This window comes from Methylorubrum podarium, assembly GCF_040270385.1.
GTDB classification, from domain to species: Bacteria; Pseudomonadota; Alphaproteobacteria; order Rhizobiales; family Beijerinckiaceae; genus Methylobacterium; species Methylobacterium podarium.
In genome coordinates this window covers 16,194-39,627 of sequence record NZ_JBELQE010000094.1, presented here as the reverse complement: position 1 = coordinate 39,627, position 23,434 = coordinate 16,194, and the positions used below count along the sequence as shown (strand labels likewise).

Genomic DNA, 23,434 nt, shown 5'->3' with positions numbered 1-23,434 from the left:
CGATCGGATGTTGGATGCGATCGGCGCGGGGGCTCATCGCCCCGCCACCGCCTCCCGCACCACGCTCTTGACCAGCGGCTCCGCCGGAACGCTCGGGTGCCAGAACTGGCCGGTGCGGCCGGCCTCGTAGCCGAACTGGTAGAGGCTGCGCATGTAGCCGGTGTCGAACCCGCGGGCCGTGCTCGTCCGCGGTGCGCTCTCGTCGATATAGGTCAGGTTGAAGCCGATCCCGTTGCGCCGGGCGAACGCGTCGGTGGCCACCAGCGTCGCCCGGGAGCGGGCGCGGCTCGCTGTGGTGAAGGATTTCTCGACGATCGACAGGGTGTTGTTCTTGGTCACGTCGAATTCGGGCTCCAGCCGCCCGTTGATGACCACGTAGATGTCGGCCTTGCCGGCGCTGCGGAAGCGCCCGTCGCGCACCAGGAAGGACTGCGGCAGGGTGAAGACCGGCGTCACCACCGAGCCGTCCACGTGCATCTCCTGGAAGGCGCGGCCCTCGGCCTGCACGTCGAGGAGCTGGGGCGGGAACACCGCCGGGATGCTGGCGGAGGCGGTGAGCACGTCGGTGAAGAGCGAGACCGCGTTGGGCGCGCCGCTCGCGGCGATGGCGCCCATGTTCCAGATCACCGCGCGCTGCGTGTCGAGGTTCGTCGTCACGACGAGCAGGCGGCGGCCCTTGGCGTGCTCCTCGGCGACGGCCTGGAGCAGGTCGGGGGTGACGTAGCGGGCGATCAGGTTGCGCAGCCGCCCGTCGCCGAACAGGCCTGAGCCGAACAGCACGTTGGCGAGGCTCGGGCTCTGCACCAGGGATTCGGCGATGCCGCTGGTGTAGATGTCGGTGAGATAGGAGTCGTAGGCCGGCCCGAGGAAGGCGAAGGGCGCGATCAGGGCGCCGGTCGAGACGCCGGAGACGATGGTGAAGTCCGGCCGCTTGCCCGAGGCGGTCCAGCCGTTGAGCACGCCCGCGCCGTAGGCGCCGTCGCCGCCGCCGCCGGACAGGGCGAGGTAGCTGAAGGTCTGGCGCTTCTTCTGCGGGCCCGCGGCCATCGCCACGAACTCGGCGGCGCTGGCGTCGGCATAGGCCCGGACGCCGACCATGCCGGGCACGGTCGCGGCATCCGCCTGGTCCTTGGTGTAGCTCGTTCGCGGCAGCGAGGAGCAGGCCGCGGCCTGCCCGGCAACCGCCGCGGCAAGGAGCAGGCGCGACCAGCGGAAACGCTTTGGCATCGACATGACCCGAACAAGCCCGGTGGAATGGGGCCAGCCTACACGAAACGAGCTTGGCCGTATTGCGTTCCCGCACATGGCTGCGGTGCTTGCGCGGTCACCGGTGCCGGGGCGTCACAACCTGCGGGGGATGGGTTCGGACGGATCCTCCACAAGGCCCGTCGGCGCGGCTCCTTCGGTGCCTTCGCTGGCGCGGGAAGAGCCCGGCTGCCCGGCGAGGCGCCGTGTTCGATCTCTCGGATTTGTCATATGTTCGAGCTGTGCCCGCAGGTTAGGATGCCCGCGATGTCCGGAGCCGAGACCTCGATCCTGTCTCGCGTCCGCGTTTCGGTCGGGAGGCGTTCATGCTGAGCGGATCGGCGATCCTGCGGGTCGTCCTCCTGATCGCGGCGGCGGCGGGTCTGGCCTGGGTCATCCAATCGATCTGGCTTCGCGGCTCCGAGCCGGGGACCGCGGCACCGGCCGCCATGACGACGACACCCGCCCGGCCAGCGGATGCGGCGTCCGCGCCGTCTCGGTCCGAGCCGGTGCGGGTGGTGAAACCGTCCGAGCCCGCGAGAGAACCTGCAAGGGAGCCTGCAAGAGAGCCGGTCCGGCCGGTCGCCGAGGCACCGCCTCCGCCCGCACCGCCTGCCGCCGCGCCCGTGCCGGTCCCGCCGCCGGCGGCGCAGACGCCGCCCGAGCCCGACCCGGTGGCCGAAGCCGAGGAGAACGCTCCGCCGGCGGCCGTCGCCCTGATCGACCTCAACACGGCCTCGCTCGGCGAGCTGAACGGGCTGAAGGGCGGCGGCGCCATCGGCCGCGCCATCATCCAGCACCGGCCCTACGCCTCCGTCGATCAACTCCTGAGCAAGCGCGTCCTCAACCGTTCCACCTACCAGCGCATCAAGGATCAGGTGACGGTGCAGTGACGGCCTCGGGCCCGTCGCGAAGGGTCATCGCCGGATTCCGCGGTCGCATTCCGATGGACGAGCAGGCGACAACCGGGCCCGAGAGAAACCGGCGGACCGGTCTCCGGCGGTCGCGCCGTGCATCCGACCCTGGCACAGCGCGCGCCGAGGCCCTAAACAGGGTGGGCATTTCCCCAATCGAAGGCCGAGGCCGCTCCATGCAAACGACATCCGGCGCACCGATCCTCCGCCGGGATCTGGGCGTCGAGGAGACGACGGAATCCGACAACATCGTCCGCTGGGACGGCGAGCGGCTCTACGTCGAGCAGGACATCTACCACAACGGCCAGCTCGTCCACCGCAAGTACCGGCGCACGATCACCGAGCCGGTCGCCCGCGCCCTGCAGGCGATCCTCAAGCGCTCGCAGCAATGAGGGCGGCGGCGCTCGGCCTGCTCGCGGTCCTGGCCGCGCCGCTCTCCGCTCCGCTCGCCGCCGCGCCCGCGGCGGCGCAGGTGCGGGTGACCTTCGCCGCGCCCGAGCGCTACACCGATGCCGAGAACCGCTACGGCTCGGGCCTGTCGCCGCGGGTCGTGCTGGCCGAAATGCGCCGCCTGTTCGAGATGCTCGGCAACCCGGTCCTGGCGCCGGGCCAGACGCTCGACATCGCGGTGCTCGACATCGACCTCGCCGGCCTCGACCGACCGAGCTTCGGCGCGGCCCAGGGCGTGCGGGTGGTCACCGACATCACCCCGCCCCGCTTCCGTCTGCGCTACGCCCTGAAGGAGCGCGGACGCACGGTGCGGGCGGCGGAGGAGACGGTCACCGACATCAATTTCCTGCTGCGGGCCAACCGCCTCTCCTCCGGGCAGACCTTCTTCTACGAGCGCGAGGTTCTGCGCGACTGGTTCCGGACGCGCTTCGTGCAGGGCCGCCCGCCGCCGGGCTGATCCGGCCCCGTCACACGTCCGACGCCCGCGCCTGTCATACGCCATCCGATCGATCCCTTCGGGATGGCGGATGGCGGCGACGCTCAAGCCCGCGCCGTCAGGGGGCTGGGGAACGCCGGAAGACATGCGGATCGTCCTCGTCGCCAACGCCGCGTCGGGCTCCTTCGCCGATGGCCCCACGCCGGACGCGATCCGCGCGCGGCTCAGGGCCGCGGGGCTCGACCTCCTTCCCGAGCCGGACGAGACCCTCCCCCTGCTCGAGCGCCTGCGGGCCGCCCTGCGCACGGAGGGCGTCGCGGCCGTGGCGGTGGCGGGTGGGGACGGCACGCTCAACTGCGCGGCTGGCGTGCTCGCGGGCAGCGGCGTGGCCCTCGGCATCCTGCCGCTGGGCACCATGAACCTGCTGGCCAAGGATCTCGGCATCCCGCTCGACCTCGACGGCGCGGTCGCGGTGCTCCGGGCGGGGCATGCCCGCGCCGTCGATGTCGGCAGCGTCAACGGCCACCTCTTCCTCATCAACTCGGTGCTCGGCATGCCCGCCCGCATGGTCCGCCACCGCGAGGTTTTTCGCGGACGGCGGCTCGGTATGCCGGCGCTGCTTCGGCTCGCGGCGGCGACCCTGCGCCATCTCGGCCCCTATCCGCGCCTTTCCGCCGTGCTCTCGGAAGGCGGGCGGCGGACGCGGCTGCGCGTCCGCCTGCTCGCGGTGGTCAACAACGACTACGCGGAGGGGCCGGGAAAGATTCTGGAGCGGAGCCAGGTCGATGGCGGCGAGTTGACGCTCTACATCGCCCGCCGGCTCTCGCCGTGGCGCGTCGTCCGGCTGGCGCTCGGGTTCGGGCTCGGCCGCTGGCGCCGCCTGCCGGGCCTGGAGCGCCGCAGTGCGACCCGCTTCGCCGTCTCCGCCCGGAGGCGCGCGCTGCGGGTGATGAACGATGGAGAGGTCCGCTTGATCGCCCCGCCCCTGCGCTACCGCCTGATGCCCCGCGCCCTCACGGTGATCGTGCCGGAGCCCGAGCGGTGAGACGGCTCGCCCACATCTCCGACCTGCATTTCGGGCGCACCGAACCGGCGGTGGTCGAGGGGCTCGTCGCGGAGCTGAACCGCGATGCGCCGGACCTGATCGTCGCCTCCGGCGACTTCACCATGCGGGCGCGGCGCAAGGAATATGCGGAGGCGCGCGCCTTCCTCGACCGGCTCACGGCGCCCTGGATCGCGGTGCCGGGCAACCACGACATCGCCTATTTCAAGCTCCTCACCCGCTTCTTCCACCCGTTCGGCCGCTACCGGCGCTTCATCGCGCGGGACACCGAGCCGACCTTCCTCGACGACGAGATCGCGGTGGTCTGCCTCAACACGGTGCGGACCTGGGCGCCGGAGACGGACTGGTCCCAAGGCAAGATCACCCGGGCGCAGATCGCCCGCACCGAGGAGCGGCTGGCGGCCCTGCCGGACCATGTCTTCCGGATCGTGGTCGGCCACCACCCGTTCATGCCGCCGCCCTGGGACGCGGAGGCCCGCCTCGTCGGTCGCGCCGACGAGGCGCTGGACGCCTTCCGCCGCCACGGCGTCGGGCTGACGCTCGCCGGCCATCTCCACCGCCACTACGCCCGTTTCGCCGAGGCGCCGGAGACCGGCACCGAGCCCGACAGGGTCGCCGTCGATCGCGGCCGGGCGCAGGCGGGCGGGGCGCGGCTGCTCGCCGTGCAGGCGGGCTCGGCCACCTCGACGCGGCTGCGCGGCAACGAGCCCAACGCCTACAACCGCATCGTCGTCGACGGCGGCCGGGCGACCGTCACCGTGCGGGTCTGGACCGGCGCGGCGTTCGAGGACGCGCGGGAGGACGAGGCCGTGCCCGCTCCGGCCGGGGAGCGGACCGGCGAGGCGGAGCCGGCCGGGCGCTGACCGCCCGGCGCCGCCGTCCGGAGGGTCAGGGCAGCGCCGCCCGCCGCGCGCCGCCGCCCGCGAGGCTGACGGCGAAGGCGACCGCGAGGTTGAGCGCCAGCGCCACGACGCCGATGTTGAGATCCTGCACCGGACCCGGCAGGCCGGGGAACAGCTTGGCGAGGGTGTAGCCGCCGACCACCGTCACCGCCACCGCGGCCACACCGGCCAGGATGCCCGCCATCGCCCCCGCCCGGGTCAGCGGGTTGTTGGGCAGGAGACTGAAGAAGAAGGCGGGGAAGAGCTGCGTGACGACGGCGTAGCCGATCAGCAGCAGCTGCACGATGGTCTCGCCGCCGTAGAGGGTGAAGCCGACGCAGGCGAGCGCCAGCAGCGGCGCGATGCCCTTGGCGAGCCGACCCGTGGAGGCGTCGGTCGCGTTGCGCGCCAGCGGCCGGTAGAGGTTCTGCGCGATCAGGGTCGAGCCGGCGATCAGAATCATCGAGCCCGGCACCAGGGCGGTCAGCACGCCGGTGGCGCCGATGACGCCGACGAACCAGGGCGGGAAGGTCTGCAGCGCGATCTTGAACAGCGAGAGATCGACGTCCGGCCCCGTCAGCCCCGGTACCTGCAGCACCGCCGCGAAGCCCGCGAAGAACACGAACAGCAGCATGAGCTGGTAGAGCGGCAGGAAGACCGCGTTGCGGCGGAAGGTGCGCGCATCGCTCGCGGTGTAGATCGAGGCGAAGATGTGCGGGAACATCCAGCCGCCGAGCGCGGTCAGCAGCGTCGTCGAGGCGAACCAGGTCGCGCTCTGGCCGCGGTCCGGCAGCGCGAGGAAGCCGGGCTTGGCCCCATCGATCGCGGTGAACATCGCGCCGATGCCGCCGTAGTAGTGATACGGGAGATAGATTCCCAAAAAAATCACCACGAACAGGATCATGAAATCCTTGAGCACGGCGGTCCAGGCCGAGCCGCGCACGCCCGAGACCATGACGTAGACGGTCAGCACCGCCGCGCCGATCCAGATCGCCAGCGTCGGCGAGATCGCCCCGTAGGAGGCGGTGGCGACGATGATGCCCAGCCCCTTGAGCTGCAGCACCATGTAGGGGACCAGCGCCACGATCCCGACGAGCGCCACCAGGATGCCGAGGCTCCGGCTGTCGTAGCGCGCCGCGAAATAATCGGGCTGCGAGAACAGGTTGCGCTCGTTGGCGAAGCGCCAGGCCGGCGGCAGGATCCAGTAGGAGATGACGTAGATCAGCGTCAGGTAGCAGAGGATGTAGTAGGTCGGGCCGCCCTTGCCGTAGGCCCAGCCGGAGCCGCCGAGGAAGGTGAAGGTGGTGTAGATCTCGCCCGCCATGAGCAGGAAGACGAGCAGCGTGCCGAAGCCGCGCTTTCCCACGCTCCACTGCTCCATGTCCATGTCGTGGCCCGACCGCGCCCTGAGCCCCAGGCCGAGCGCCACCACGACGGCGAGCGCGATGATCGGAAGCGCCGCGTTCATGGTCCCTCTCCCGGTTCCCGGTTGGCGGGATCGGTGAGGTAAATCAGCGCCATGATCGCCGAGGTCGCCGCGGTGCAGCCGACGAGCCAGGCCAGCAGCAGCGGCATGCCGAACACCAGCGGCTCGACCCGGTTGAGGAAGAACGGCCCCGCCAGCATCCCGAGGGCGGGCAGGGCCGCGAGCCATGGGATCAGCCGCATCGCCGGATCCTCCCCGGCGATGTCTCAGGACGAGGCTCTCGGTTCCTGAGGGGGCGCCGTCTTTCTCCGAAAGCCGGCAACCACCGTTCGGGACGATGCTTTCGTGGTGCGGTCATGCGTTCCCCGTCGCTTCGGCGCGGGGACCATGAGGCAGAATTCGCACCAGGGCGAGGGGAGGAATTCCTCTTTTCCGTCCGGGCCGCCCCTCAGGCCGCGCCTCACGCCGCGGCGGCGCGGCGGTCCAGCAGGTCCGGCAGGGCGCGCAGGTTGAGGGGCTTCGGCAGGAAGCCGTCGAAGCCGGCGGCGAAGGCCGCGGCGACGTCCTCGCGACCGGTATTGGCGGTGAGCGCTACGAGATGGAGCGGCGGCGCGCCGGTTTCGGCCTCGCGGGCGCGGATGCGGCGGGCGGCCTCCAGGCCGTCGAGGCCGGGCATGCGGATGTCGATCAGCGCGAGATCGAACGGCCCCTGCCCTTCCGCCGCCGCCAGCGCCTCGAGCCCGTCGCGGGCCAGGATCACCTGCGCGCCGAGCCGCTCCAGCGCCTTGGTGGCGAGCAGTGCGTTGATCGAATTGTCCTCCGCCAGCAGCACCCGGCGGCCCGGCGCGGCGGTCTTCGCACGGGCCGGCTCGTCCGGCACGGACTGCGCCGGCGCCTCGGCGGGGCCGCGGGCCGGGGCGGGCCGCGGCTCCAGCAGGCGGTCGAACAGCGAGCGGGCGCGCACCGGCTTGATCAGGTAGCTGTCGAAGCCCGCCGCGTTCGGGGCGCCGAATTCCCGCCGGTCGAAGGGCGAGAGCAGGATCAGGCTGCAGCGCACGCCGCAGCGGGCGGCCTCGGCCGCGAGCCGGCGCACGGCGGCGTCGCCCAGGCTGCGGTCGGCGATGAGCGCGTCGAAGGCGACGCCCGAGAGGGCGTCGAGGCCGGCCTCCGCGCTGCCGACGACCACCGCCGCCGCGCCCGAGCGGCTGAGCCGCCGCGCCAGGAACGGCGCCTGGAACGGCGAGCCGGCCACGATCAGCACTTTTCGCGATGCAAGGCCGGGGATTGTGGGAGCCGTCGCGCCCTCCGTCGCGGGCAGCGGCAGCACGACCCGGAAGGTCGAGCCGCGCCCCACCGTCGAGCGCGCCTCGATCGTGCCGTTCATGCGCTCCACGAGGCGGCGGGTGATGGCGAGCCCCAGTCCCGTCCCCTCGTGGCTCGCGCTATCCTCGCCCTGCTCGAACTCCTCGAACAGGATCGGGATGCGCTCCTCCGGAATGCCCGGCCCGGTATCCTCGACGGTGAGGACGAGCCCCTCCCCCGCCGCGGCGAGGCTGACGCCGACGCCGCCGGCCTGGGTGAACTTGATGGCGTTGCCGGCCAAGTTCACCAGGATCTGCCGCACCCGGTCGGCGTCGCCGACGCGCGAGGCCACGAGGTCGTCGGCGATGTCGAGGGCGATCTCCAGGCCCTTGTCCTGCGCGCGCGGCGCCAGCAACTCGACCACGCCCTCGACCAGGGCGGCGACGTCGAAGGGCTCGGCGGCGAGGTCGAGGCGGCCGGCCTCGATGCGGGAGAAGTCGAGGATGCCGTCGACGAGGCCGAGCAGCGCCTTGCCGCTGGTGCGGAACGCCTCGACATAGGTGCGCTGCTCGGGGTCGAGACGGGTTTCGAGCAGCAGGTCGGCCATGCCGAGGATGCCGTTCAGCGGCGTGCGCAATTCGTGGCTGACGGTGGCGAGGAAGCGGGACTTGGCGACGTTGGCGGTCTCCGCCCGGCTCTTCGCCTCGTCGAGGGAGCGCGCCGCCTCGACGCGCTCGGTGACGTCCTGACCCGCCCGCAGCCAGTTCGGGCCGGCCGTGCTGCCGTTCACCGGCATCTCGATGAAGGAGAACCAGCGCGGCACGCCGTCCACCGGCACCAGGCGCTCCTCGACCACCCGCACGCCGTCGGGGCGCTGCTCGACCGCGCCGCGCTCGATCACCTCCGGGGTCAGGGTCGAGCCGATCAGTTCCAGCGGCTTCACGCCGAGCAGCGCGGCGAAACCCTCGCTGGCGAAGGTGATCCGCCCCTGCCCGTCCCGTTGCACCACGGCCTGGGTCGTGGCCTCGACCAGCACCCGGTAGCGCTCCTCGCTCTCGGCGATCTGCCAGAGCCGGTCCTGAAGCGCCTCGGTCATATCGGAATCCGGCACGACGGGCTCGCGGCGGCGGAGCGATACCACGATCAGCGCCAGCATCGCGGCCGCGATGCTCAGGCCCATCACGCTCACCGCAAGGGTCATCGGTTCCACGCAAGTCCCCAAGGCCGGCTCGAGCCGCAAACCCGGCTCGTCAGGGGAACGACAGTGACAGCCGCGCGTGAAGCGGCACTTGAGAAAGACGCTTAAGGGGGGATGAGCCGGACCGGTGGGTTTTTGCCGGTTGGGTGCGACGGAGTTTCCTCTCCTCGCGTGCGGTGGGAAGGACAGCACGCAACCGAGCCGATGCACCCTGAAACAGGTGACACGCTTCCCTGCCGATCACCTCGGATTTCGCCTCACACCGTCATCGCGAGCGGTAGCGAAGCGATCCAGAGCGCGACCTCTCCGGAAAGGTCGCGCCCTGGATTGCCACGGCTTCGCCTCGCAATGACGGAGGAGAGACCGAAGCGATTAAGCGCAAGCCGGCTCATACGGTGTCCGGTTGATCGCGTCGGTCAAGGCATGGCCTGTCCCCTCCCCCTCGTGGGGAGGGGCTCGGGGTGGGGGTGGTGCAGAAGGCACCGCATCGCCTCATCCTGAACCACCCCCACCTCCTGCCTCCTCCCCACAAGGGGGAGGAGAGGGGCAATGCCCGAAGTGATCAACCGGAAGCCGGCTCACACCTCCGGAAACCGCCTCAGCAGCGCGTCCCCGTCGAGCCGGAGCGCGGCGCCGACCTCGGCCAGGGCGGCGTGCTCCTCGCGGCCGATGCCCTCGTGGTCAGCGACATCCGCCGCGACGAGGAAGACGTTGCGGCGCTGCTCCTCCGGGCGGTCGGCGATCGCGCCGATCCGCACGAGGTTCTCCGCGCGGCCGGCACGCGTGCGGGCGCGGCCGAGCGCCTCGTAGAGGGCGTGTTCCAGCATCAGGCTGTCGTAGCCCTTCTCGATGATCGGGTTCGCCCGGATCCCGGCGAGCGCCGTCTCGAACTCCTCGGTCAGCAGCTCGCCGTCGGCGACCGCGACGTTGGCGCAGGCCGAGACCGCTGCCTGCATCAGCGTCTCGTCGCCGGCATAGGCCTTGAGCGTGGTGCGGAACCGCTCGACCGCGTCGTGGAGAAAGCTCATGTCGTGAGAAAGCCTTGCCGCAGAGCCCGGTAGAAGAGTCCCGACAACGCGGGCGCTGCTCAAACGATCTGCGCGCTCTCCCGCACGCGCGCCTCGGCGGCCTGGATCGCGTCCGGCGTTCCGACATGCAGCCACTGCCCGTCGAGGCGCAGGCCCTGCAGCCGGTTGCGCTTGATCGCCCGGTCGAACAGCAGGGTCAGGGAGAAGGAGCCCTCCGGCGTGTCAGCGAACAGCTCCGGCTTCAGGATCGCCACGCCGGCATAGATGAAGGGCGCGACCTCGCGCTCGCCGCGCCAGCTCAGGCGGCCGTCCGGGTCCATGTCGAAGTCGCCCGCCCCCTCGTAGCCGAGGCTCGTCGCCGTGGGGGCGACGAGGAGCAGGATGTCCATCGTCTCGGGATCCCAGGCCTCGATCAGGCGGCCGAGATTGGGCCGCGGCCCTTCCAGCCAGAACGAATCCGAGTTGAACACCACGAAGGGCTCGCCCTCGAACCGGTCGAGCGCCTTCTTCACCCCGCCGCCGGTCTCCAGCAGCGCCTCCCGCTCGTCGGAGACGACGATGGCCGGTGCGCCGCTTCGGTGGGAGAGATGGCCCTCCATCAGGTCGGCGAGCCAGTGGACGTTGACCACCGCCGTTTCGATGCCGCCCTGCGCCGCCCGGTCGAGGGCGTGGTCGATCAGCGCCTTGCCGGCCACCTCGACCAGGGGCTTCGGCACTGTCGCGGTGATCGGGCGCATGCGCTTGCCCAGGCCCGCCGCGAGCACGAAGGCGCGGGTGATTCTCTTGGGAGTCTGCTCGTCGCTCATGACGCGTTCACGGGCCGGTTCGGGTGGAGCGGTCAGGGGGTGGGGTCGACGTCCGGCCGCGCTGCGACGAGGCTCGGCAGGTGGGTTTCGTGCCACGCGCGCAGGCCCGCCAGCGCCGGATGGGCGAGGTTGCGGGCGAGATAGCCTTCCACGCGCGGCAGGTGGGCGAGGTAGCCCGGCTTGCCGTCGCGCCTGTCGAGGCGGGCGAAGATGCCGAGGATCTTGGTGGCGCGCTGCGCTGCCAGCACCGCGTAGGCGCGGGCGAAGGCCTGCATGTCGAAGCCGATGTCCCGGCCGCGGCGCTCGCGGATGTAGAGCCCGAGCAGCCGCAGCTCGAAATCGGCGCTGGCATCGACCCGGGCGTCCTGCAGCAGCGAGGCGACGTCGTAGGCCGGGTGGCCCATCACCGCGTCCTGGAAGTCGATCACGCCGACCCGCTCGAGCCCGGTCCGCTCGGGGAGCCAGATCAGGTTGGGCGAGTGGTAGTCGCGCAGGGTCCAGGTGGCGGGCTCGGCGATCAGATCCTTCAGCGCCTCGGCCCAGAGGTCGCGGAAGGCGCCGCGGGCCTCCGGCGACAGAGTCGCGCCGCGGATCGCCGGGGCGTACCATTCGGGCAGAAGGTCCGCCTCGAACAGCAGGGCTTCCAGGTCGTAGGGCGGGATGGCGTGGTCGATCCCCTCGCTCACCGGCACGGTCGTCGGCAGATCGGTGGCGTGGAGCTTCGCCAGCAGCCGGACGGCCTCGGCGTAGCGCTCCGGCCGCGGCGCCCCGTTCTCGGTCACCGGCTCGGCGCCGAGATCCTCCAGGATCAGGAGGCCGGCATTGAGGTTCTCGCCCAGGATCTTCGGCGCCGAGAAGCCGATCGCCCGCAGCGCCCGGTCCATGCCGACGAAGGCGTGGATGCTCTCGGCGAGCTTGACGACCGCGCTGTAGGGCTTCCCGTCCTTGACCGGCGGCCCGTCGGGCCGGGGCGGCGAGATCATCAGCACCGCGGTCTCGCCGTCCGGCTTCACAAGCCGCTCGTAGGCGCGCGAGGAGGCGTCGCCCTGCATCAGCACCCGCTCGGCCTCGTCCCAGCCGCTGCGGGCGAGCAGCGCCCGGACGGCGCGAGCCCGCTCCAGCCGCTCGCGCATGTCGCCGGTGCCGTCGATCCGCACGAGGCGCGCCTCCTCGCCGAATTCCGGCCGCAGGGACAGCTCGACGGTGAGCGTGGGGTTCTCGCGCGCACCCAGCCGCTCGGGCCACTCGACCAGGGTGATCGCGGTCTCGGAGAGTTCGTCGAAGCCGAGTTCCACCAGCTCGTCGGGTCCGCGTAGGCGGTAGAGGTCGGCGTGGATCACCGTGCGGCCGGAGTGGGTCTCGTAGGGCTGCATCAGCGTGAAGGTCGGGCTCGGCACTTCGAGGGCGGGGTCGCCGGCCAGCTCGCGGATCATCGCGCGGGCGAGCGTGGTCTTGCCCGCGCCGAGCCCGCCGGACAGGGCGACGAGGTCGCCGGGCATGAGGATGCCGGCGAGGAAGGCGGCCATGTCCTCGGTCGCGCCCTCCTCGGGCAGCAGCACCTCCCAGGCGGCGCGCCGCGGCGATGCCGGCTGCGCCTCACCCTGCGACGGGCCGGGCCGCGGGCTTCCCGCCGTGCTGTCCGGAACCTCGCTCAACGCCCCAATCCTCTGCAAAGCCGCGAACGGCCACCCCGGTCAGGGTTAAGCCTCAACCATCCTAGCGGGGGATGTTTAACCCTTTTTCCGCACCCGCGGTGAGCCCCCGCCCTTCGGCGCCCGCCGACCCGAACCCGATTCCGCGAGCGCCCGTCCCTACTCGGCGGCCTCGGCGAGGCCGCCATTGTCCGGCGGCGTCTCGACCGGGAACAGGCAGGTGACGCGGGTGCCCGCTCCCGGCGCCGAGTGGATCTCGACCCGGCCGCCATGCAGCTCGACGAAGGAGCGCACGATCGAGAGGCCGAGGCCGACGCCGCGGTGCTTGGTGCCCAGCGTGTTGCTCTCGAAGCGGTCGAACACCCGGTCGATGACCTCGGGCGCGATGCCGCGGCCGCGGTCGATCACCGTCAGCCGCAGCGCCGTCCCCTCGCGCCGCGCCTCGACGCGGACCTGCTGGCCGGGCTCGGAGAAGCCGACCGCGTTGGAGAGCAGGTTGAACAGGATCTGGCGCACGCGCTTGCCGTCGGCGAACACGCTGCCGATGTCCTCCGGCACGTCGAGGTCGAGGCCGATATCGGATTCCGCCAGCCGGTCCTCGATGCCGCGGGCGGCGGCTTCCACGGTGGAGCGCACGTCGATGGTCTCGCGCTGGAGTTCGAGCGAGCCGGCATCGATCGAGGCGAGGTCGAGGATGTCGTTGATGATGACGAGCAGCGCGGCGGACGAGCGCATGATGTGCTCGGAATATTCGCGCTGGCGCTCGTTCAGCGCGCCGACGGTCTCGTCGCCCAGCAGCTGGGTGAAGCCGATGATGTTGGTGAGCGGCGAGCGCAGCTCGTAGGAGACGTGGTGCACGAAGGTGTCGCGCAGCTGCGAGGCGCGCTCCAGGGCGTCGTTCTTCTCGGTCAGCGCCCGCTCGACGTTGGCGCTCGCGGTCACGTCGATGAAGGTCAGGAGCGTGGCGCCGAGCGGCAGCGGCTGCGAGGAGCAGTCGAGCACCGTGCCGTCGTTGATGTCGAGGCGGCAGGCATGGCCGCTGCGGGTCTCGGAGAGGCCGGTGATCGACTGGCGGATGCCGGCCCAGGGGCTCTGGTCGGGCGTCATCGTCCGGCAGGCGGCGATCACCGCGTCGACATGCGGCTTGCCCGCGAGCGTCGCCGGGTCGAGGCGCCAGGTGACGGCGAAGGCGCGGTTGGCCACCGTCAGGCGCCCGTCGGCGCCGAACACCGCCACCGGCTCCTTGAGCGCCTCCAGCGTCTCGGCCTGCTCCTTCATCAGCGCGTCGTAGCGCGAGGCGAGCTTCATGCTCTCCGAGACGTCGTGGTAGAGATAGGTCAGGCCGCCCTGCGGGTTGGGGTCGGCGACGACGCGCAGCGTCCGCCCGTCGGGCAGGTACCACGGCGTGTCGGTGGGCTCGACCGCGCGGTAGGCGGCGAGGACATCGGCCTTCCACGAGCGGAAATCGGCCTGCTCGGGCAGCTTGCGGGCGGCGCGCAGGCGGTCGAGGATCTCGCCGTCGAGCGGGCGGCCTTCGAGGAAGGCCGGGTCGAGATCCCACAGGCGCTGGTAGGCGGCGTTGTGGAAGATCAGGCGCTGGCGCGCGTCGAACATCGCCACCGCGGTCGGCAGCTGATCGAGGGTGCGCACGTTGGCATCCATCTGCCGCTGCAGGTCGGCGCGCACGCTCTCCAGTTCCGAGACGTCGACGGCGATGCCGACGCGGCCGGTCTCCAGGGTGCTCTCGCTGACGTCGAGGGTGCGGCGCGCGCCCGCCACCACCGCCGAGAGGCGCAAGGGCTGGGGGGCGAGGCCGTGCCGCCGCGGCTGGCGGGCGATCTGCTCGCGGGCGCCGCGGTCGAGCAGCTCCAGGCCGTGGCTCAGGGCGGCCTCGCGGTTCGGGGCCTCGACGGCGGCGGCGTAGGCATTGTTGACGAAGGCGAGCGCCCCGTCCGGCGTCCGGTGCCAGACCGGCTGCGGCAGCGCGTCGAGCAGGCCGGCGAGTGCGGCGAACCCGCGCTTGGCCTCGTCCAGCCTGTGGCGCAGCTCGATCAGCTCGCGGCGCTCCTCGGTGGTCTCACGCAGGCGCAGCAGCGCCCGCCCGCCCACCGCCTGCCCCTGCGCCTCGATGAAGCGCCCGGCCAAGCTGCGCAGGTTCATCCGGAAACCGGTGCCGCGCTCGCGCAGCGTCGCGACCGCCGCCTCGAGGAGCTGCGCATCCTGGGGCGTGAGCCACGTGCCGAAGGTCAGCAGGTGCCGCGAACCGCGCGCGTCCGGCGACCAAGCCTCCTGATGCCGCAGATCCCGGAGATCCTGGGCGAAGCCCGCATCGCCGACGATGCTCGGCTCGCCGCGACCGGCCCAGGAGACGAGAACCTGGCGCTCGGAGTGGAGCAGCATCTCGGCCCGGTCGTGCGCGCCGCGCAGCTGGGCCAGTTCGTCCTGGAAGACGCGTTCCTTGCGCGTCCAGCCGACGCGCTCGCGCAGGTAGACCAGCGACAGGATGGTCGCGAACAGGATGAGGCCGAGGATGACGGCGAGGCCGGCGACGTTGTGCGTGTGCATCGCTCCCAGCATCGGCCTCGCTTCGATGGACGGACCGCCCTCGGCGAGTGCCACGACCGGTGCCGCGACGACGAGGACGCCGACGCGCGACAGAACGCGCGCCGCCCGTTCCAGACCCATGTCCCGCCCCCAACCCAACCCATGCCCGGCGCTCCGCGGAGCTCGCGCCCACAGCCTGGAAGCTCCCGGAAAGCGCCGGGCAAATGCCTGCCGCCGCGTTCGGCTTGCCGCCGCCGCGCGGGCACCTGCTTCCGAAGATTCGCGCCACTGTAACGCGGGGTCGATTCCGGCAGGAAGCGCCTTTATGGCCCCGAACGGTTTCGCCCTGCATTCCGGCGCCGCACAGCACCCAAAAGCCACACCACCGAAATGGCCTCTTGACGAAGTCTTGAGAATGATCGGCGCGCGGGAGGGTGCCGAAATCTATGGCCGCGCTTCCGGGGCGACCGGGAAAACAGTTTCGCCGGACGCGCTCTCGCTGCCGGGTGCCGGCGAGGAGCGTCTCCGGAACGGAAAAAGCCCGGCCAGGGGCCGGGCTTCCGCCGCGAATCTTGTCTCGGAGCCGATGGGGCCAACGACCCGGCTTCCTGCGAAGCCGGGTGCGCGAGCGCCGATCAGTAGCGGTAGTGCTCCGGCTTGAACGGGCCGTTCTGCGGAACGCCGATATAGGACGCCTGATCGGGGCGGAGCTTCGAGAGCTTCACGCCGATCTTCTCGAGGTGCAGGGCCGCGACCTTCTCGTCGAGGGTCTTGGGCAGCGTGTAGACCTGCCGCTCGTACTTGCCGGGGTTGGTCCACAGCTCGATCTGGGCGAGCGTCTGGTTGGTGAAGGAGGCCGACATCACGAAGGACGGGTGGCCCGTCGCGTTGCCGAGGTTCACCAGGCGGCCCTCCGAGAGGAGGATGATGCGGTGGCCGTCGGCGAACTCGATCTCGTCGACCTGCGGCTTGATGTTGGTCCACTTGAGGTTCTTGAGACCCGCGACCTGAATCTCGTTGTCGAAGTGGCCGATGTTGCACACGATGGCGCGGTCCTTCATCGCCCGCATGTGCTCGATGGTGATGATGTCCTTGTTGCCGGTGGCGGTCACGAAGATGTCGGCGCGCGGCGCGGCATCTTCCATCGTGACGACCTCGTAGCCCTCCATCGCCGCCTGCAGAGCGCAGATCGGATCGATCTCGGAGACGAGCACGCGGCAGCCGGCGTTGCGGAGCGAGGCGGCCGAGCCCTTGCCCACGTCGCCGAAGCCCGCGACCATGGCGACCTTGCCGGCCATCATCACGTCGGTGCCGCGGCGGATGCCGTCGACCAGCGACTCCTTGCAGCCGTAGAGGTTGTCGAACTTCGACTTGGTGACCGAGTCGTTCACGTTGATCGCCGGGAAGAGCAGCTTGCCCTCCTTGGCGAGGTTGTAGAGGCGGTGCACGCCGGTCGTCGTCTCCTCGGAGACGCCCTTGATCGAGTCGGCGAGACCCGCGAACCAGCCCTTCGGCTTCTCGGCGAGCTTCTTCTTGAGGAGCGCGAAGAAGATCTCCTCCTCCTCGGATTCCGGCTTGTCGAGGAAGGCGGTGTCGCCGTTCTCGGCGCGCAGGCCCAGATGGACGAACATGGTGGCGTCGCCGCCGTCGTCGAGGATCATGTTCGGCAGGCCGCCGTCATGCCAGTCGAACAGGCGCGAGGTGTAGTCCCAGTACTCCTCCAAGGTCTCGCCCTTCACGGCGAAGACCGGGATGCCGGCGGCGGCGATGGCGGCGGCGGCGTGGTCCTGGGTCGAGTAGATGTTGCACGACACCCAGCGGATGTCGGCGCCGAGCGCCTTGAGGGTCTCGATCAGCACCGCGGTCTGGATCGTCATGTGCAGCGAGCCGGCGATCTTGGCGCCCTTGAGCGGCTGGCTCGCGCCGTATTCGGCGCGGGTCGCCATCAGGCCCGGCATCTCGGTCTCGGCGATCGAGATTTCCTTGCGGCCGTAATCGGCCAGCCCGATGTCGCGGACGATGTAATCGTTGGCAGCTGCCATCTCGGTATCCCTTTTCAGTCGCGGCCGGCGCGAAACGGCCGGTCGTTCCGGCACGTCGGCCCGGCGCATTGGCCCGATCCGTCGGCCGGTTCGCCCGGCCGGGTCGGCCATCCCTGTAGCAGGGCGCGGCTTACGGAGCAATCAAGACATAAAGATGTCTTTATGCGTTTAATTCCAGGCTGCCGGCGAGCGGTGCCGGTGGCGGCGCCCGGTCACAGGCCCTGGTAGGAGACGAAGCCCTTCACCCATGCGATCTGCCCGGTTGCCGTCCGCTTCCAGGCCACGACGGCGCGAACGGGGAAGGCCAACCCGCCGCCCGTCTGGACGAAGGCGGCGCGATGCACCGCAGGATCATCCCTGCAAGGCTCCTTCATTCGGAAGCCCTGGGCGAGCAGGGCCGCCTGGAGAGCATCGGCCTCGCTGCCTGCCGGAAAGGTGCTCGCGAGCCGGGTCGTCAGATCGGGAGAAACCGCTTCCCGCAGACCGGCGAAGACCGTCGCGGCCGCGGGGTCTCGACACCCTTCGCTGAACCAGCCGCCCGCGGCCTTGACGCCCTGCAGCAGCGGAGGCGTCGCCGGTGTCAGCGGAGGCGCGCGCATTCCCAGAAGTGCCACGGCCGGCAGCGCGATCATCGCCGCCAGGGTCAGAAGGATGGCGCTAATAAAGCAGAGGACGAAGGTTCGGCCCTTCATGCGTCGGCATCCCGCGACGATCGGCAGGTCCGTCGAAGATACGCCCCTCTCTGCGGTTGCGTCACCCCTCGTCCCGCAACTGTCGCCGGATGATCTTGCCGCTCGTCGTCATCGGCAGGGTTTCACGAAAGGCCAGCGCGCGGGGCACCTCGTGGGCGGAGAGCCGCGCCTTGGCGAAGGCGAGGATCTCGGCGGCGAGCGCCTCGGAGGGCGCGAATCCGGCGCGCAGGGTGACGAACGCCTTCACGACCTCGGTGCGCAGGGCGTCGGGCACGCCGACCGCGGCGGCGAGCGCCACCGCCGGGTGGGCGCAGAGGCAGGCTTCGATCTCCGCCGGGCCGATCCGGTAGGCCGCCGAGGTGATGAGGTCGTCCTCGCGGCCGACGAAGCGGATGTAGCCGTCCGCGTCGCGCCGCGCCTGGTCACCGGTCATCCACCAGCCGTCGCGAAACTTTTTCGCGGTCGCCTCCGGCTGGCGCCAGTAGCCGAGGAACAGCACCGGGTCGGGCGCCTGCACGGCGATCTCGCCGGTCTCGTCGGTGTCCGCCTCGGTTCCGTCCGCGCGCAGGACGGCGACGCGGTGACCGGGCACCGGCTTGCCCGTGGCGCCGGCCCGCGCGACGCCGACCCGCGCGCAGGAGGCGAGCACGAGGTTGCACTCGGTCTGGCCGTAGGCCTCGCCGATGGTGAGGCCGAGGGCATGCTTCGCCCATTCGAAGGTCTCGGCCCCGAGCGCCTCGCCGGCCGAGGCGATGTTGCGCAAGGCGGAGAGGTCGAAGTTTTTTCGCGGCTCGGCGACGCCGCGCAGCATCCGCAGCGCCGTCGGCGGCAGGAAGGCGTGGGTGACGCGAAGATCCGCCATCAGCCGGAACGCCGCCTCCGGCTCGAACCGGCCGGAGGGTCGGGCGACCACCGGCATGCCGAGGCGCAGGGACGGCATCAGCACGTTGAGCAGGCCGCCGGCCCAGGCCCAGTCGGAGGGTGTCCACATCAGCCCGGTGCCTTCGGGCGGAAACCCGTGCATCAGGGTCCAGCCCGGCAGGTGGCCGAGCAGGACCCGGTGGCCATGCAGCGCCCCCTTGGCGAGGCCGGTGGTGCCGGAGGTGTAGATCATCAGCGCCGGATCGTCCGGCCCGGTCGCCCGCGTCTCGAACGCCTCCGAGGCGCCGTCCAGAACCGCGAAAAAGTCCTCCGCGGTTTCCGTGGCGCCGTCGACCGAGAGGATCGTGGCGAGGTCCGGCAGGTCGGCGCGCAGCCGCCCCAGCTTGGCCAGCCCGGCCACGTCGGTGACGATGGCCCGGGCGCCCGAATCGGCGAGGCGGTGGCGCAGGGCCTCCTCCCCGAACAGGCCGGCGAGCGGGAGCGCGACCGCCCCGAGCCGGTAGGCGGCGAAGTGGGTCACCACCACCGCCGCCGATTGCGGCAGCAGCACCGCCACCCGGTCGCCCGGCGCGACGCCGCGCGCGGCCAGAGCCGATGCGAGCCGCAGGGAATCCGCGCGCAGCCGGCCGTAGCTCACCGGCTCCGGGCGGTTCCGTGCATCGAGCACGAGAAGCGCGGTGCGGTCGGGCTCGGTCAGCGCCCAGCGGTCGCAGACGTCGGCCGCGATGTTGGTGCGCTCAGGGATCTCCCAGCGGAAATCCGCGACGAGTCTTTCGTAAGTGTCCGCCGGCTCCGGCACGGCCATGTCCTCGAACCTGCGGCGGCCCCCCGCGCCGGTCCTGTTTCGTCCTGCCGGCCGCCGCGTCGCAGTGGAGCCGGCCGTCTCTCATCCGCCCGCGCTCGGGCAGGCACAATCCGCGTCCTGCCCGCAGTTCTAGCAGCTCAGTCTTCGCGTTGCGGAAAGCCGCCGCGGAAGGCGAAGTCGGTGATCGGGCGGCGGGCGTTCGGTTGCTCCTTGGCCCGTTGCTCCTCGGTCAGTTCGGCCCACGGCGCGGCGCGTCCGACCGCGTAGGCCGCCTCGACGCGGTGATGCTCGGGCACGTTCAGCACCGTCACCGCCCGCTCCTTGTCGAAGCCGCCCATGCCGTGGACGTGCCAGCCCTGCCGGTTGGCCTGGAGCGCGAAGGCGAGCGAGGCGGCGCCGGCATCGAGGGAATGGCTGGCGGACGGCTTGAACTCGTCGCCGACCTTCATCCGCGTGTTCGAGACGAGGATGACCAGGGCGCCGGTGCCGTCGGCCCATTTCTGGTTGCCCGGCACCAGGAGGTCGAAGAAGCGGTCCCATTCCGGCGTGCCGCGCAGGGCGTACACGAATCGCCAGGGCTGCGAATTGTAGGAGGAGGGCGACCAGCGCGCCGCCTCGAACATCCGCAGCAGCTCCGCTTCGGGCACCGCCTCCCCGGTGAAGGCGCGCGGCGACCAGCGCTCGGTGAAGATCGGGTCGATGGCGTGGTCGGGCGTGCGGGTGCTGGGGCGGGTCGTCTCGTCGGTCACCGGGGGCGGTCTCCAGGCTTGGGCGGTCTCTCGTGCGGCGCACGGTATGGCAGTGCACAAGAGCGGGCTAGGGGGTGGCGTTGCCGCGCCTCTCACGACACGCGAAAACAGTGCGGCCGACATCAGCGATCGCGAGGATGCCCATGAGCGAGACCGGATCGAGCTCTATTCTGCTACGCGAGGACCGCGACGGCGTCGCCACCCTCACGCTGAACCGGCCGGGTGCCCGCAACGCCCTCTCCCGCGCCCTGCTCGAAGCCCTGCGCGAGGCCTTCGCCGCCCTGTCCGAGGATGAAAACGTGCGCGCCGTGGTGCTCGCGGCGGTCGGTCCCGCCTTCTGCGCCGGACACGACCTCAAGGAGATGACCGGCTACCGCGCCGAGAGCGACCGCGGCGCGGAGGCGTTCGAAGACCTGTTCGCGCTGTGCTCGGGCGTGATGATGGCGATTCCCGCCCTGCCCCAGCCGGTGATCGCGGCGGTGGAGGGCGTCGCGACGGCCGCCGGCTGCCAGCTCGTCGCCTCCTGCGATCTCGCGGTGGCGGGCGCCGAGGCGCGCTTCGCCACGCCGGGCGTGCAGATCGGCCTGTTCTGCTCGACGCCGATGGTGGCGCTCTCGCGCAACCTCTCGCGCAAGGCGGCGATGCGGATGCTGCTCACCGCCGACATGGCGGATGCGGAGGAGGCGCGGCGCCTCGGCCTCGTCAACGACGTGGTGGAGGCGGGCGGTGCCCTCGCCGCCGCGCAGGCGCTCGCCGGGGCAATCGCCGCGCGCAGTCCCTATGCCGTGGGAGTCGGCAAGCGGGCCTTCTACGAGCAGCTGGAGATGCCGCTGGCCGAGGCCTACGCCCATGCCGGCCGGGTGATGACGGAGAACATGCTGGCGCGGGCGGCGGAAGAGGGGATCGGCGCGTTCCTCGGCCGAAAGGCGCGCTGAGGCACGAACCGATCGGCGGCCTGCGCATTGCCTACGCGCCGCCCTGAAGCCGTCACGAGCCCTGGGCAAATGGACTCGCATGCTCCTCAGACGCTCCCCGCCGATGCTTCCCGTGCCTGGCCCCGACTCCAAAAAAATCGTCAGCTGGAACCTGCTGCGCCGCACCGGCGCGGCGGTGGATTGCCTCGTCACCCTGATCGAGCAGGAGCGGCCCGACCTGCTGCTGATGCAGGAGGCGACGAAGGAGATCGCCGGCCTGAAGGAGCGGGTCGGCGGCGTCTATGCCTGGGCGCAGCTGCCCGGCCGCATCCACGGGCTGGCGATGTGGAGCCCGACCGAGTGGACGAAGGCGCCCGAGATCGTCACCCTGCCGCCGGGCGTCCTGATCGACCGGGTCTGCCAGGTGCTCGATTGGGGCGCGTTTGGCGTCGCCAACGTCCATCTCTCGCACGGGCAGGTGCTGAACCGGCGCCAGCTCCGGCGCATCGAGAGCCACCTTCCGGTGCGCGCGGCGGTGCTCGGCGACTACAACATCGTCGGCCCGGCCCTGCTGCCGGGCTTCCGCGACGTCGGCCCCCGGCGGCCGACCCATGCCATGGTCGACGTGCTGCCGCTGCGGCTCGACCGCTGCCTCGTGCGCGGGCTCGTCTGCCACGAGCGTCTGGTGCTGCCCCGCGGCCTGTCCGATCACCACCCGATCGTGGTGCGTCTCTCGCCCGCGCCGGAGGGCGCCGCCGCGGTCGGGCGGCTCAGAGGTATGGCAGAAGCAGTCGGACGGCTGCGTCGCGCAGGCGTACGGGGAGCAGGCGGGCGTCGAGGTCGTCCCGCGTCAGACGGGTCTGGCGCTTCCCCATGATGAAGCGTTCGAGCGTCCGGGCGAGCGCCGTGTCGTAGATCTCGACGTTGAGCTCGAAGTTCAGGCGGAAGCTGCGCGAATCCCAGTTGGCGCTGCCGATGAAGCACCATTGCCCATCGACGGTCATCGCCTTCGAATGGTCGAAGGGCGGGCCGTCGATCCAGATCCGCACGCCGCTCTTGAGCAGCGGATCGATGTGGCCGCGGGTCGCCCAATCGACGAAGCGGTGATCGCTCGTCTTGGGGATGACCACGTCGACCTCGATGCCGCGCGTCGCCGCGAGGCAGAGCGCGTTCACGATGAGATCATTGGGCAGGAAGTAGGGCGTCGTCAGCCGGATCGACGAGCGGGCGCAGGTGATCGCCTGGAGGATCACCGTCGCGATCTTCTCGATGTCGGCGTCGGGCCCGGAGGTGACGACGCGGGCGGTGACGTCGCCGGCGGGCGACAGCGGCGGCAGCCACGCCTCGCCCTCGAGTTCCTCGTCGCTGACGAACAGCCAGTCGGCGATGAAGGCCTGGGTCAGGTGCTCGACCACCGGCCCCTCGATCCGGAAATGGGTGTCGCGGATCGGGAAGTCCGGCTTCTCCGCGACGCGGTTGCCGTCGGAGATGTTGACGCCGCCGGTGAAGGCGACACGGCCGTCGAGGATCAGCAGCTTCTTGTGGGTGCGCAGGTTCAGGAACGGCATCCGCCAAGGCAGAGCGGAATGCATGAACAGGCCGGCCGGCACGCCGAGCCGGCGCAGCCGCCGCCACGCGGCGGGATAGAAGTAGCCGCTGCCGATGCCGTCGAGGATGACGCGCACGTCGGCGCCCCGGTCCTGGGCCGCCTTCAAGGCGTCGCAGAAAGCCCGGCCGATCGTGTCGTCGCGAAAAATGTAGCTCGACAGGGCGACGCTGCGGCGCGCCTCGCCGATCGCCGCCAGCATCGCCGGATAGGCCTCGTCGCCGTTGCGGAACATCGCGACCCGGTTGCCGGCCACCGTCGGCAGGCCGGTGATCGCCTGCACCGCCCGGTCGAGGGCCCGGTAGGCCTCCGGCACGTGGGCGGAGGGCTGCGGCGTGTCGTCGATCGCCTGCGACGGGCGCCGCTTCAGCTTCCGGGCGCGCCGCTCGACCCGGTTGATGCCGAAGGTGACGTAGAGCAGGCTGCCGAAGACCGGCGCGAGCCAGGCGAGCCCGATCCAGCCGATCGCCGCGCCCACCACCCGCTTGCGCAGCAGCACGTGGACGCTGACGCCGAGCGAGATCACGAGGCCGATGGCCGCGACGAGTTCGGTGCGAAGCGAGGCCGTCGTGCCGAGCCACCGGGTGAGGACTTCTTCCACCTGTCCGCCTGCCTGCCGCCCTGCCCCGCCGAGGAACGGCCGAGATAAGCCAAGCCTCGCGCGGCGAACAGGCGGCTCGCCACAAATCGGTGCCGCGTGCTAGAACAAACCTCGAACGTGAGGCGGGCCGGCCGGGTCCGGCGGTCGCGCCTTTCGAAAGCCTTCACCATCTTGTCCTCAGGTGGTCGGTCACGACTT

The 23,434-nt window shown here is 71.2% G+C and carries 20 protein-coding genes; 7 read left to right on the top strand and 13 right to left on the bottom strand.

What is annotated here, in order from left to right; translation table 11 throughout:
• Positions 1 to 33: 33 nt before the first annotated feature.
• Positions 34 to 1,227 carry a patatin-like phospholipase family protein gene (locus tag ABS772_RS18885; RefSeq protein ID WP_238257422.1) on the bottom strand — a complete coding sequence of 398 codons (1,194 nt, stop codon included), beginning with the start codon at positions 1,225 to 1,227 and terminating at the stop codon, positions 34 to 36.
• Positions 1,228 to 1,571: 344 nt separating this feature from the next.
• On the opposite strand from ABS772_RS18885, the gene ABS772_RS18880 reads away from it, so the two are divergent.
• From ABS772_RS18880 to ABS772_RS18860, 5 genes are all read left to right on the top strand, one after another.
• Positions 1,572 to 2,138, top strand: coding sequence for a ComEA family DNA-binding protein (locus tag ABS772_RS18880; RefSeq protein ID WP_350396353.1), 567 nt, complete (start codon positions 1,572 to 1,574; stop codon positions 2,136 to 2,138).
• A 197-nt stretch (positions 2,139 to 2,335) separates the two neighbouring features.
• Positions 2,336 to 2,551, top strand: a complete 216-nt coding sequence (locus ABS772_RS18875; RefSeq protein ID WP_012456626.1) for a hypothetical protein — start codon at positions 2,336 to 2,338, stop codon at positions 2,549 to 2,551.
• Positions 2,548 to 3,066: a DUF3016 domain-containing protein gene (locus ABS772_RS18870; protein WP_350396351.1), complete on the top strand. Its 519-nt coding sequence runs from the start codon at positions 2,548 to 2,550 to the stop codon at positions 3,064 to 3,066. The genes ABS772_RS18875 and ABS772_RS18870 overlap by 4 nt, the downstream gene beginning before the upstream one ends.
• A gap of 70 nt (positions 3,067 to 3,136) precedes the next feature.
• A complete protein-coding gene (locus ABS772_RS18865; RefSeq protein WP_350396350.1) occupies positions 3,137 to 4,090 on the top strand; it encodes a diacylglycerol/lipid kinase family protein in 954 nt (317 codons plus the stop codon).
• Positions 4,087 to 4,971 carry a metallophosphoesterase family protein gene (locus ABS772_RS18860; RefSeq protein ID WP_238257426.1) on the top strand — a complete coding sequence of 295 codons (885 nt, stop codon included), beginning with the start codon at positions 4,087 to 4,089 and terminating at the stop codon, positions 4,969 to 4,971. The genes ABS772_RS18865 and ABS772_RS18860 overlap by 4 nt, the downstream gene beginning before the upstream one ends.
• A 25-nt stretch (positions 4,972 to 4,996) precedes the next feature.
• Here ABS772_RS18860 and ABS772_RS18855 read toward each other — a convergent pair whose 3' ends face one another.
• The 11 genes from ABS772_RS18855 to ABS772_RS18805 all read right to left on the bottom strand — a co-directional run bounded on the left by ABS772_RS18855 (position 4,997) and on the right by ABS772_RS18805 (position 20,115).
• On the bottom strand, positions 4,997 to 6,457 hold the full coding sequence (locus ABS772_RS18855; protein ID WP_350396349.1) for a sodium:solute symporter family protein: 1,461 nt from the start codon (positions 6,455 to 6,457) through the stop codon (positions 4,997 to 4,999).
• Positions 6,454 to 6,657, bottom strand: coding sequence for a DUF3311 domain-containing protein (locus ABS772_RS18850; protein ID WP_350396348.1), 204 nt, complete (start codon positions 6,655 to 6,657; stop codon positions 6,454 to 6,456). Before ABS772_RS18850 ends, ABS772_RS18855 begins: the two co-directional genes overlap by 4 nt.
• 218 nt (positions 6,658 to 6,875) lie before the next feature.
• Positions 6,876 to 8,918, bottom strand: a complete 2,043-nt coding sequence (locus ABS772_RS18845; RefSeq protein WP_350396347.1) for an ATP-binding protein — start codon at positions 8,916 to 8,918, stop codon at positions 6,876 to 6,878.
• Positions 8,919 to 9,493: 575 nt separating this feature from the next.
• On the bottom strand, positions 9,494 to 9,943 hold the full coding sequence (locus tag ABS772_RS18840; RefSeq protein WP_350396346.1) for a tellurite resistance TerB family protein: 450 nt from the start codon (positions 9,941 to 9,943) through the stop codon (positions 9,494 to 9,496).
• Between the two features lie 59 nt (positions 9,944 to 10,002).
• Positions 10,003 to 10,749, bottom strand: a complete 747-nt coding sequence (locus ABS772_RS18835) for a nucleotidyltransferase family protein (RefSeq protein WP_350396345.1) — start codon at positions 10,747 to 10,749, stop codon at positions 10,003 to 10,005.
• A gap of 32 nt (positions 10,750 to 10,781) precedes the next feature.
• A complete protein-coding gene (gene tsaE / locus ABS772_RS18830) occupies positions 10,782 to 12,404 on the bottom strand; it encodes a tRNA (adenosine(37)-N6)-threonylcarbamoyltransferase complex ATPase subunit type 1 TsaE (RefSeq protein ID WP_350396344.1) in 1,623 nt (540 codons plus the stop codon).
• A 156-nt stretch (positions 12,405 to 12,560) separates the two neighbouring features.
• On the bottom strand, positions 12,561 to 15,086 hold the full coding sequence (locus tag ABS772_RS18825) for a sensor histidine kinase (protein WP_350396343.1): 2,526 nt from the start codon (positions 15,084 to 15,086) through the stop codon (positions 12,561 to 12,563).
• 494 nt (positions 15,087 to 15,580) lie between these two features.
• The gene (gene ahcY / locus ABS772_RS18820; protein WP_238255854.1) at positions 15,581 to 16,987 is read right to left on the bottom strand and encodes an adenosylhomocysteinase; all 1,407 of its coding nucleotides are present in this window, start codon (positions 16,985 to 16,987) and stop codon (positions 15,581 to 15,583) included.
• 212 nt (positions 16,988 to 17,199) lie between these two features.
• Positions 17,200 to 17,679 (bottom strand): hypothetical protein, encoded by a 480-nt coding sequence (locus ABS772_RS18815; protein ID WP_350396341.1) that lies wholly within the window; start codon positions 17,677 to 17,679, stop codon positions 17,200 to 17,202.
• Between the two features lie 61 nt (positions 17,680 to 17,740).
• Entirely contained in the window at positions 17,741 to 19,360 is a 1,620-nt protein-coding gene (locus ABS772_RS18810; protein ID WP_350396375.1) for an AMP-binding protein, read from the bottom strand.
• A 143-nt stretch (positions 19,361 to 19,503) separates the two neighbouring features.
• Positions 19,504 to 20,115, bottom strand: a complete 612-nt coding sequence (locus ABS772_RS18805; RefSeq protein WP_350396340.1) for a nitroreductase family protein — start codon at positions 20,113 to 20,115, stop codon at positions 19,504 to 19,506.
• 143 nt (positions 20,116 to 20,258) lie between these two features.
• On the opposite strand from ABS772_RS18805, the gene ABS772_RS18800 reads away from it, so the two are divergent.
• Together ABS772_RS18800 and ABS772_RS18795 are read left to right on the top strand one after the other, a co-directional pair.
• Positions 20,259 to 21,050, top strand: a complete 792-nt coding sequence (locus tag ABS772_RS18800; RefSeq protein ID WP_350396338.1) for an enoyl-CoA hydratase — start codon at positions 20,259 to 20,261, stop codon at positions 21,048 to 21,050.
• A gap of 79 nt (positions 21,051 to 21,129) precedes the next feature.
• Positions 21,130 to 21,906 (top strand): endonuclease/exonuclease/phosphatase family protein, encoded by a 777-nt coding sequence (locus ABS772_RS18795; protein WP_350396337.1) that lies wholly within the window; start codon positions 21,130 to 21,132, stop codon positions 21,904 to 21,906.
• On the opposite strand, the gene ABS772_RS18790 is transcribed toward ABS772_RS18795, so the two are convergent.
• Entirely contained in the window at positions 21,800 to 23,236 is a 1,437-nt protein-coding gene (locus tag ABS772_RS18790) for a phospholipase D-like domain-containing protein (protein ID WP_350396336.1), read from the bottom strand. The two genes, ABS772_RS18795 and ABS772_RS18790, sit on opposite strands and share 107 nt — an antisense overlap.
• Positions 23,237 to 23,434: the final 198 nt, after the last annotated feature.

Coding starts and splice junctions, on each gene's coding strand:
- ABS772_RS18885 (WP_238257422.1), bottom strand. CDS start 1,227: ATGCCAAAGCGTTTCCGCTGGTCGCGCCTGCTCCTTGCCGCGGCGGTT.
- ABS772_RS18880 (WP_350396353.1), top strand. CDS start 1,572: ATGCTGAGCGGATCGGCGATCCTGCGGGTCGTCCTCCTGATCGCGGCG.
- ABS772_RS18875 (WP_012456626.1), top strand. CDS start 2,336: ATGCAAACGACATCCGGCGCACCGATCCTCCGCCGGGATCTGGGCGTC.
- ABS772_RS18870 (WP_350396351.1), top strand. CDS start 2,548: ATGAGGGCGGCGGCGCTCGGCCTGCTCGCGGTCCTGGCCGCGCCGCTC.
- ABS772_RS18865 (WP_350396350.1), top strand. CDS start 3,137: ATGGCGGCGACGCTCAAGCCCGCGCCGTCAGGGGGCTGGGGAACGCCG.
- ABS772_RS18855 (WP_350396349.1), bottom strand. CDS start 6,457: ATGAACGCGGCGCTTCCGATCATCGCGCTCGCCGTCGTGGTGGCGCTC.
- ABS772_RS18850 (WP_350396348.1), bottom strand. CDS start 6,657: ATGCGGCTGATCCCATGGCTCGCGGCCCTGCCCGCCCTCGGGATGCTG.
- ABS772_RS18845 (WP_350396347.1), bottom strand. CDS start 8,918: ATGACCCTTGCGGTGAGCGTGATGGGCCTGAGCATCGCGGCCGCGATG.
- ABS772_RS18840 (WP_350396346.1), bottom strand. CDS start 9,943: ATGAGCTTTCTCCACGACGCGGTCGAGCGGTTCCGCACCACGCTCAAG.
- ABS772_RS18835 (WP_350396345.1), bottom strand. CDS start 10,749: ATGAGCGACGAGCAGACTCCCAAGAGAATCACCCGCGCCTTCGTGCTC.
- ABS772_RS18825 (WP_350396343.1), bottom strand. CDS start 15,086: ATGGGTCTGGAACGGGCGGCGCGCGTTCTGTCGCGCGTCGGCGTCCTC.
- ahcY (WP_238255854.1), bottom strand. CDS start 16,987: ATGGCAGCTGCCAACGATTACATCGTCCGCGACATCGGGCTGGCCGAT.
- ABS772_RS18815 (WP_350396341.1), bottom strand. CDS start 17,679: ATGAAGGGCCGAACCTTCGTCCTCTGCTTTATTAGCGCCATCCTTCTG.
- ABS772_RS18800 (WP_350396338.1), top strand. CDS start 20,259: ATGAGCGAGACCGGATCGAGCTCTATTCTGCTACGCGAGGACCGCGAC.
- ABS772_RS18795 (WP_350396337.1), top strand. CDS start 21,130: ATGCTCCTCAGACGCTCCCCGCCGATGCTTCCCGTGCCTGGCCCCGAC.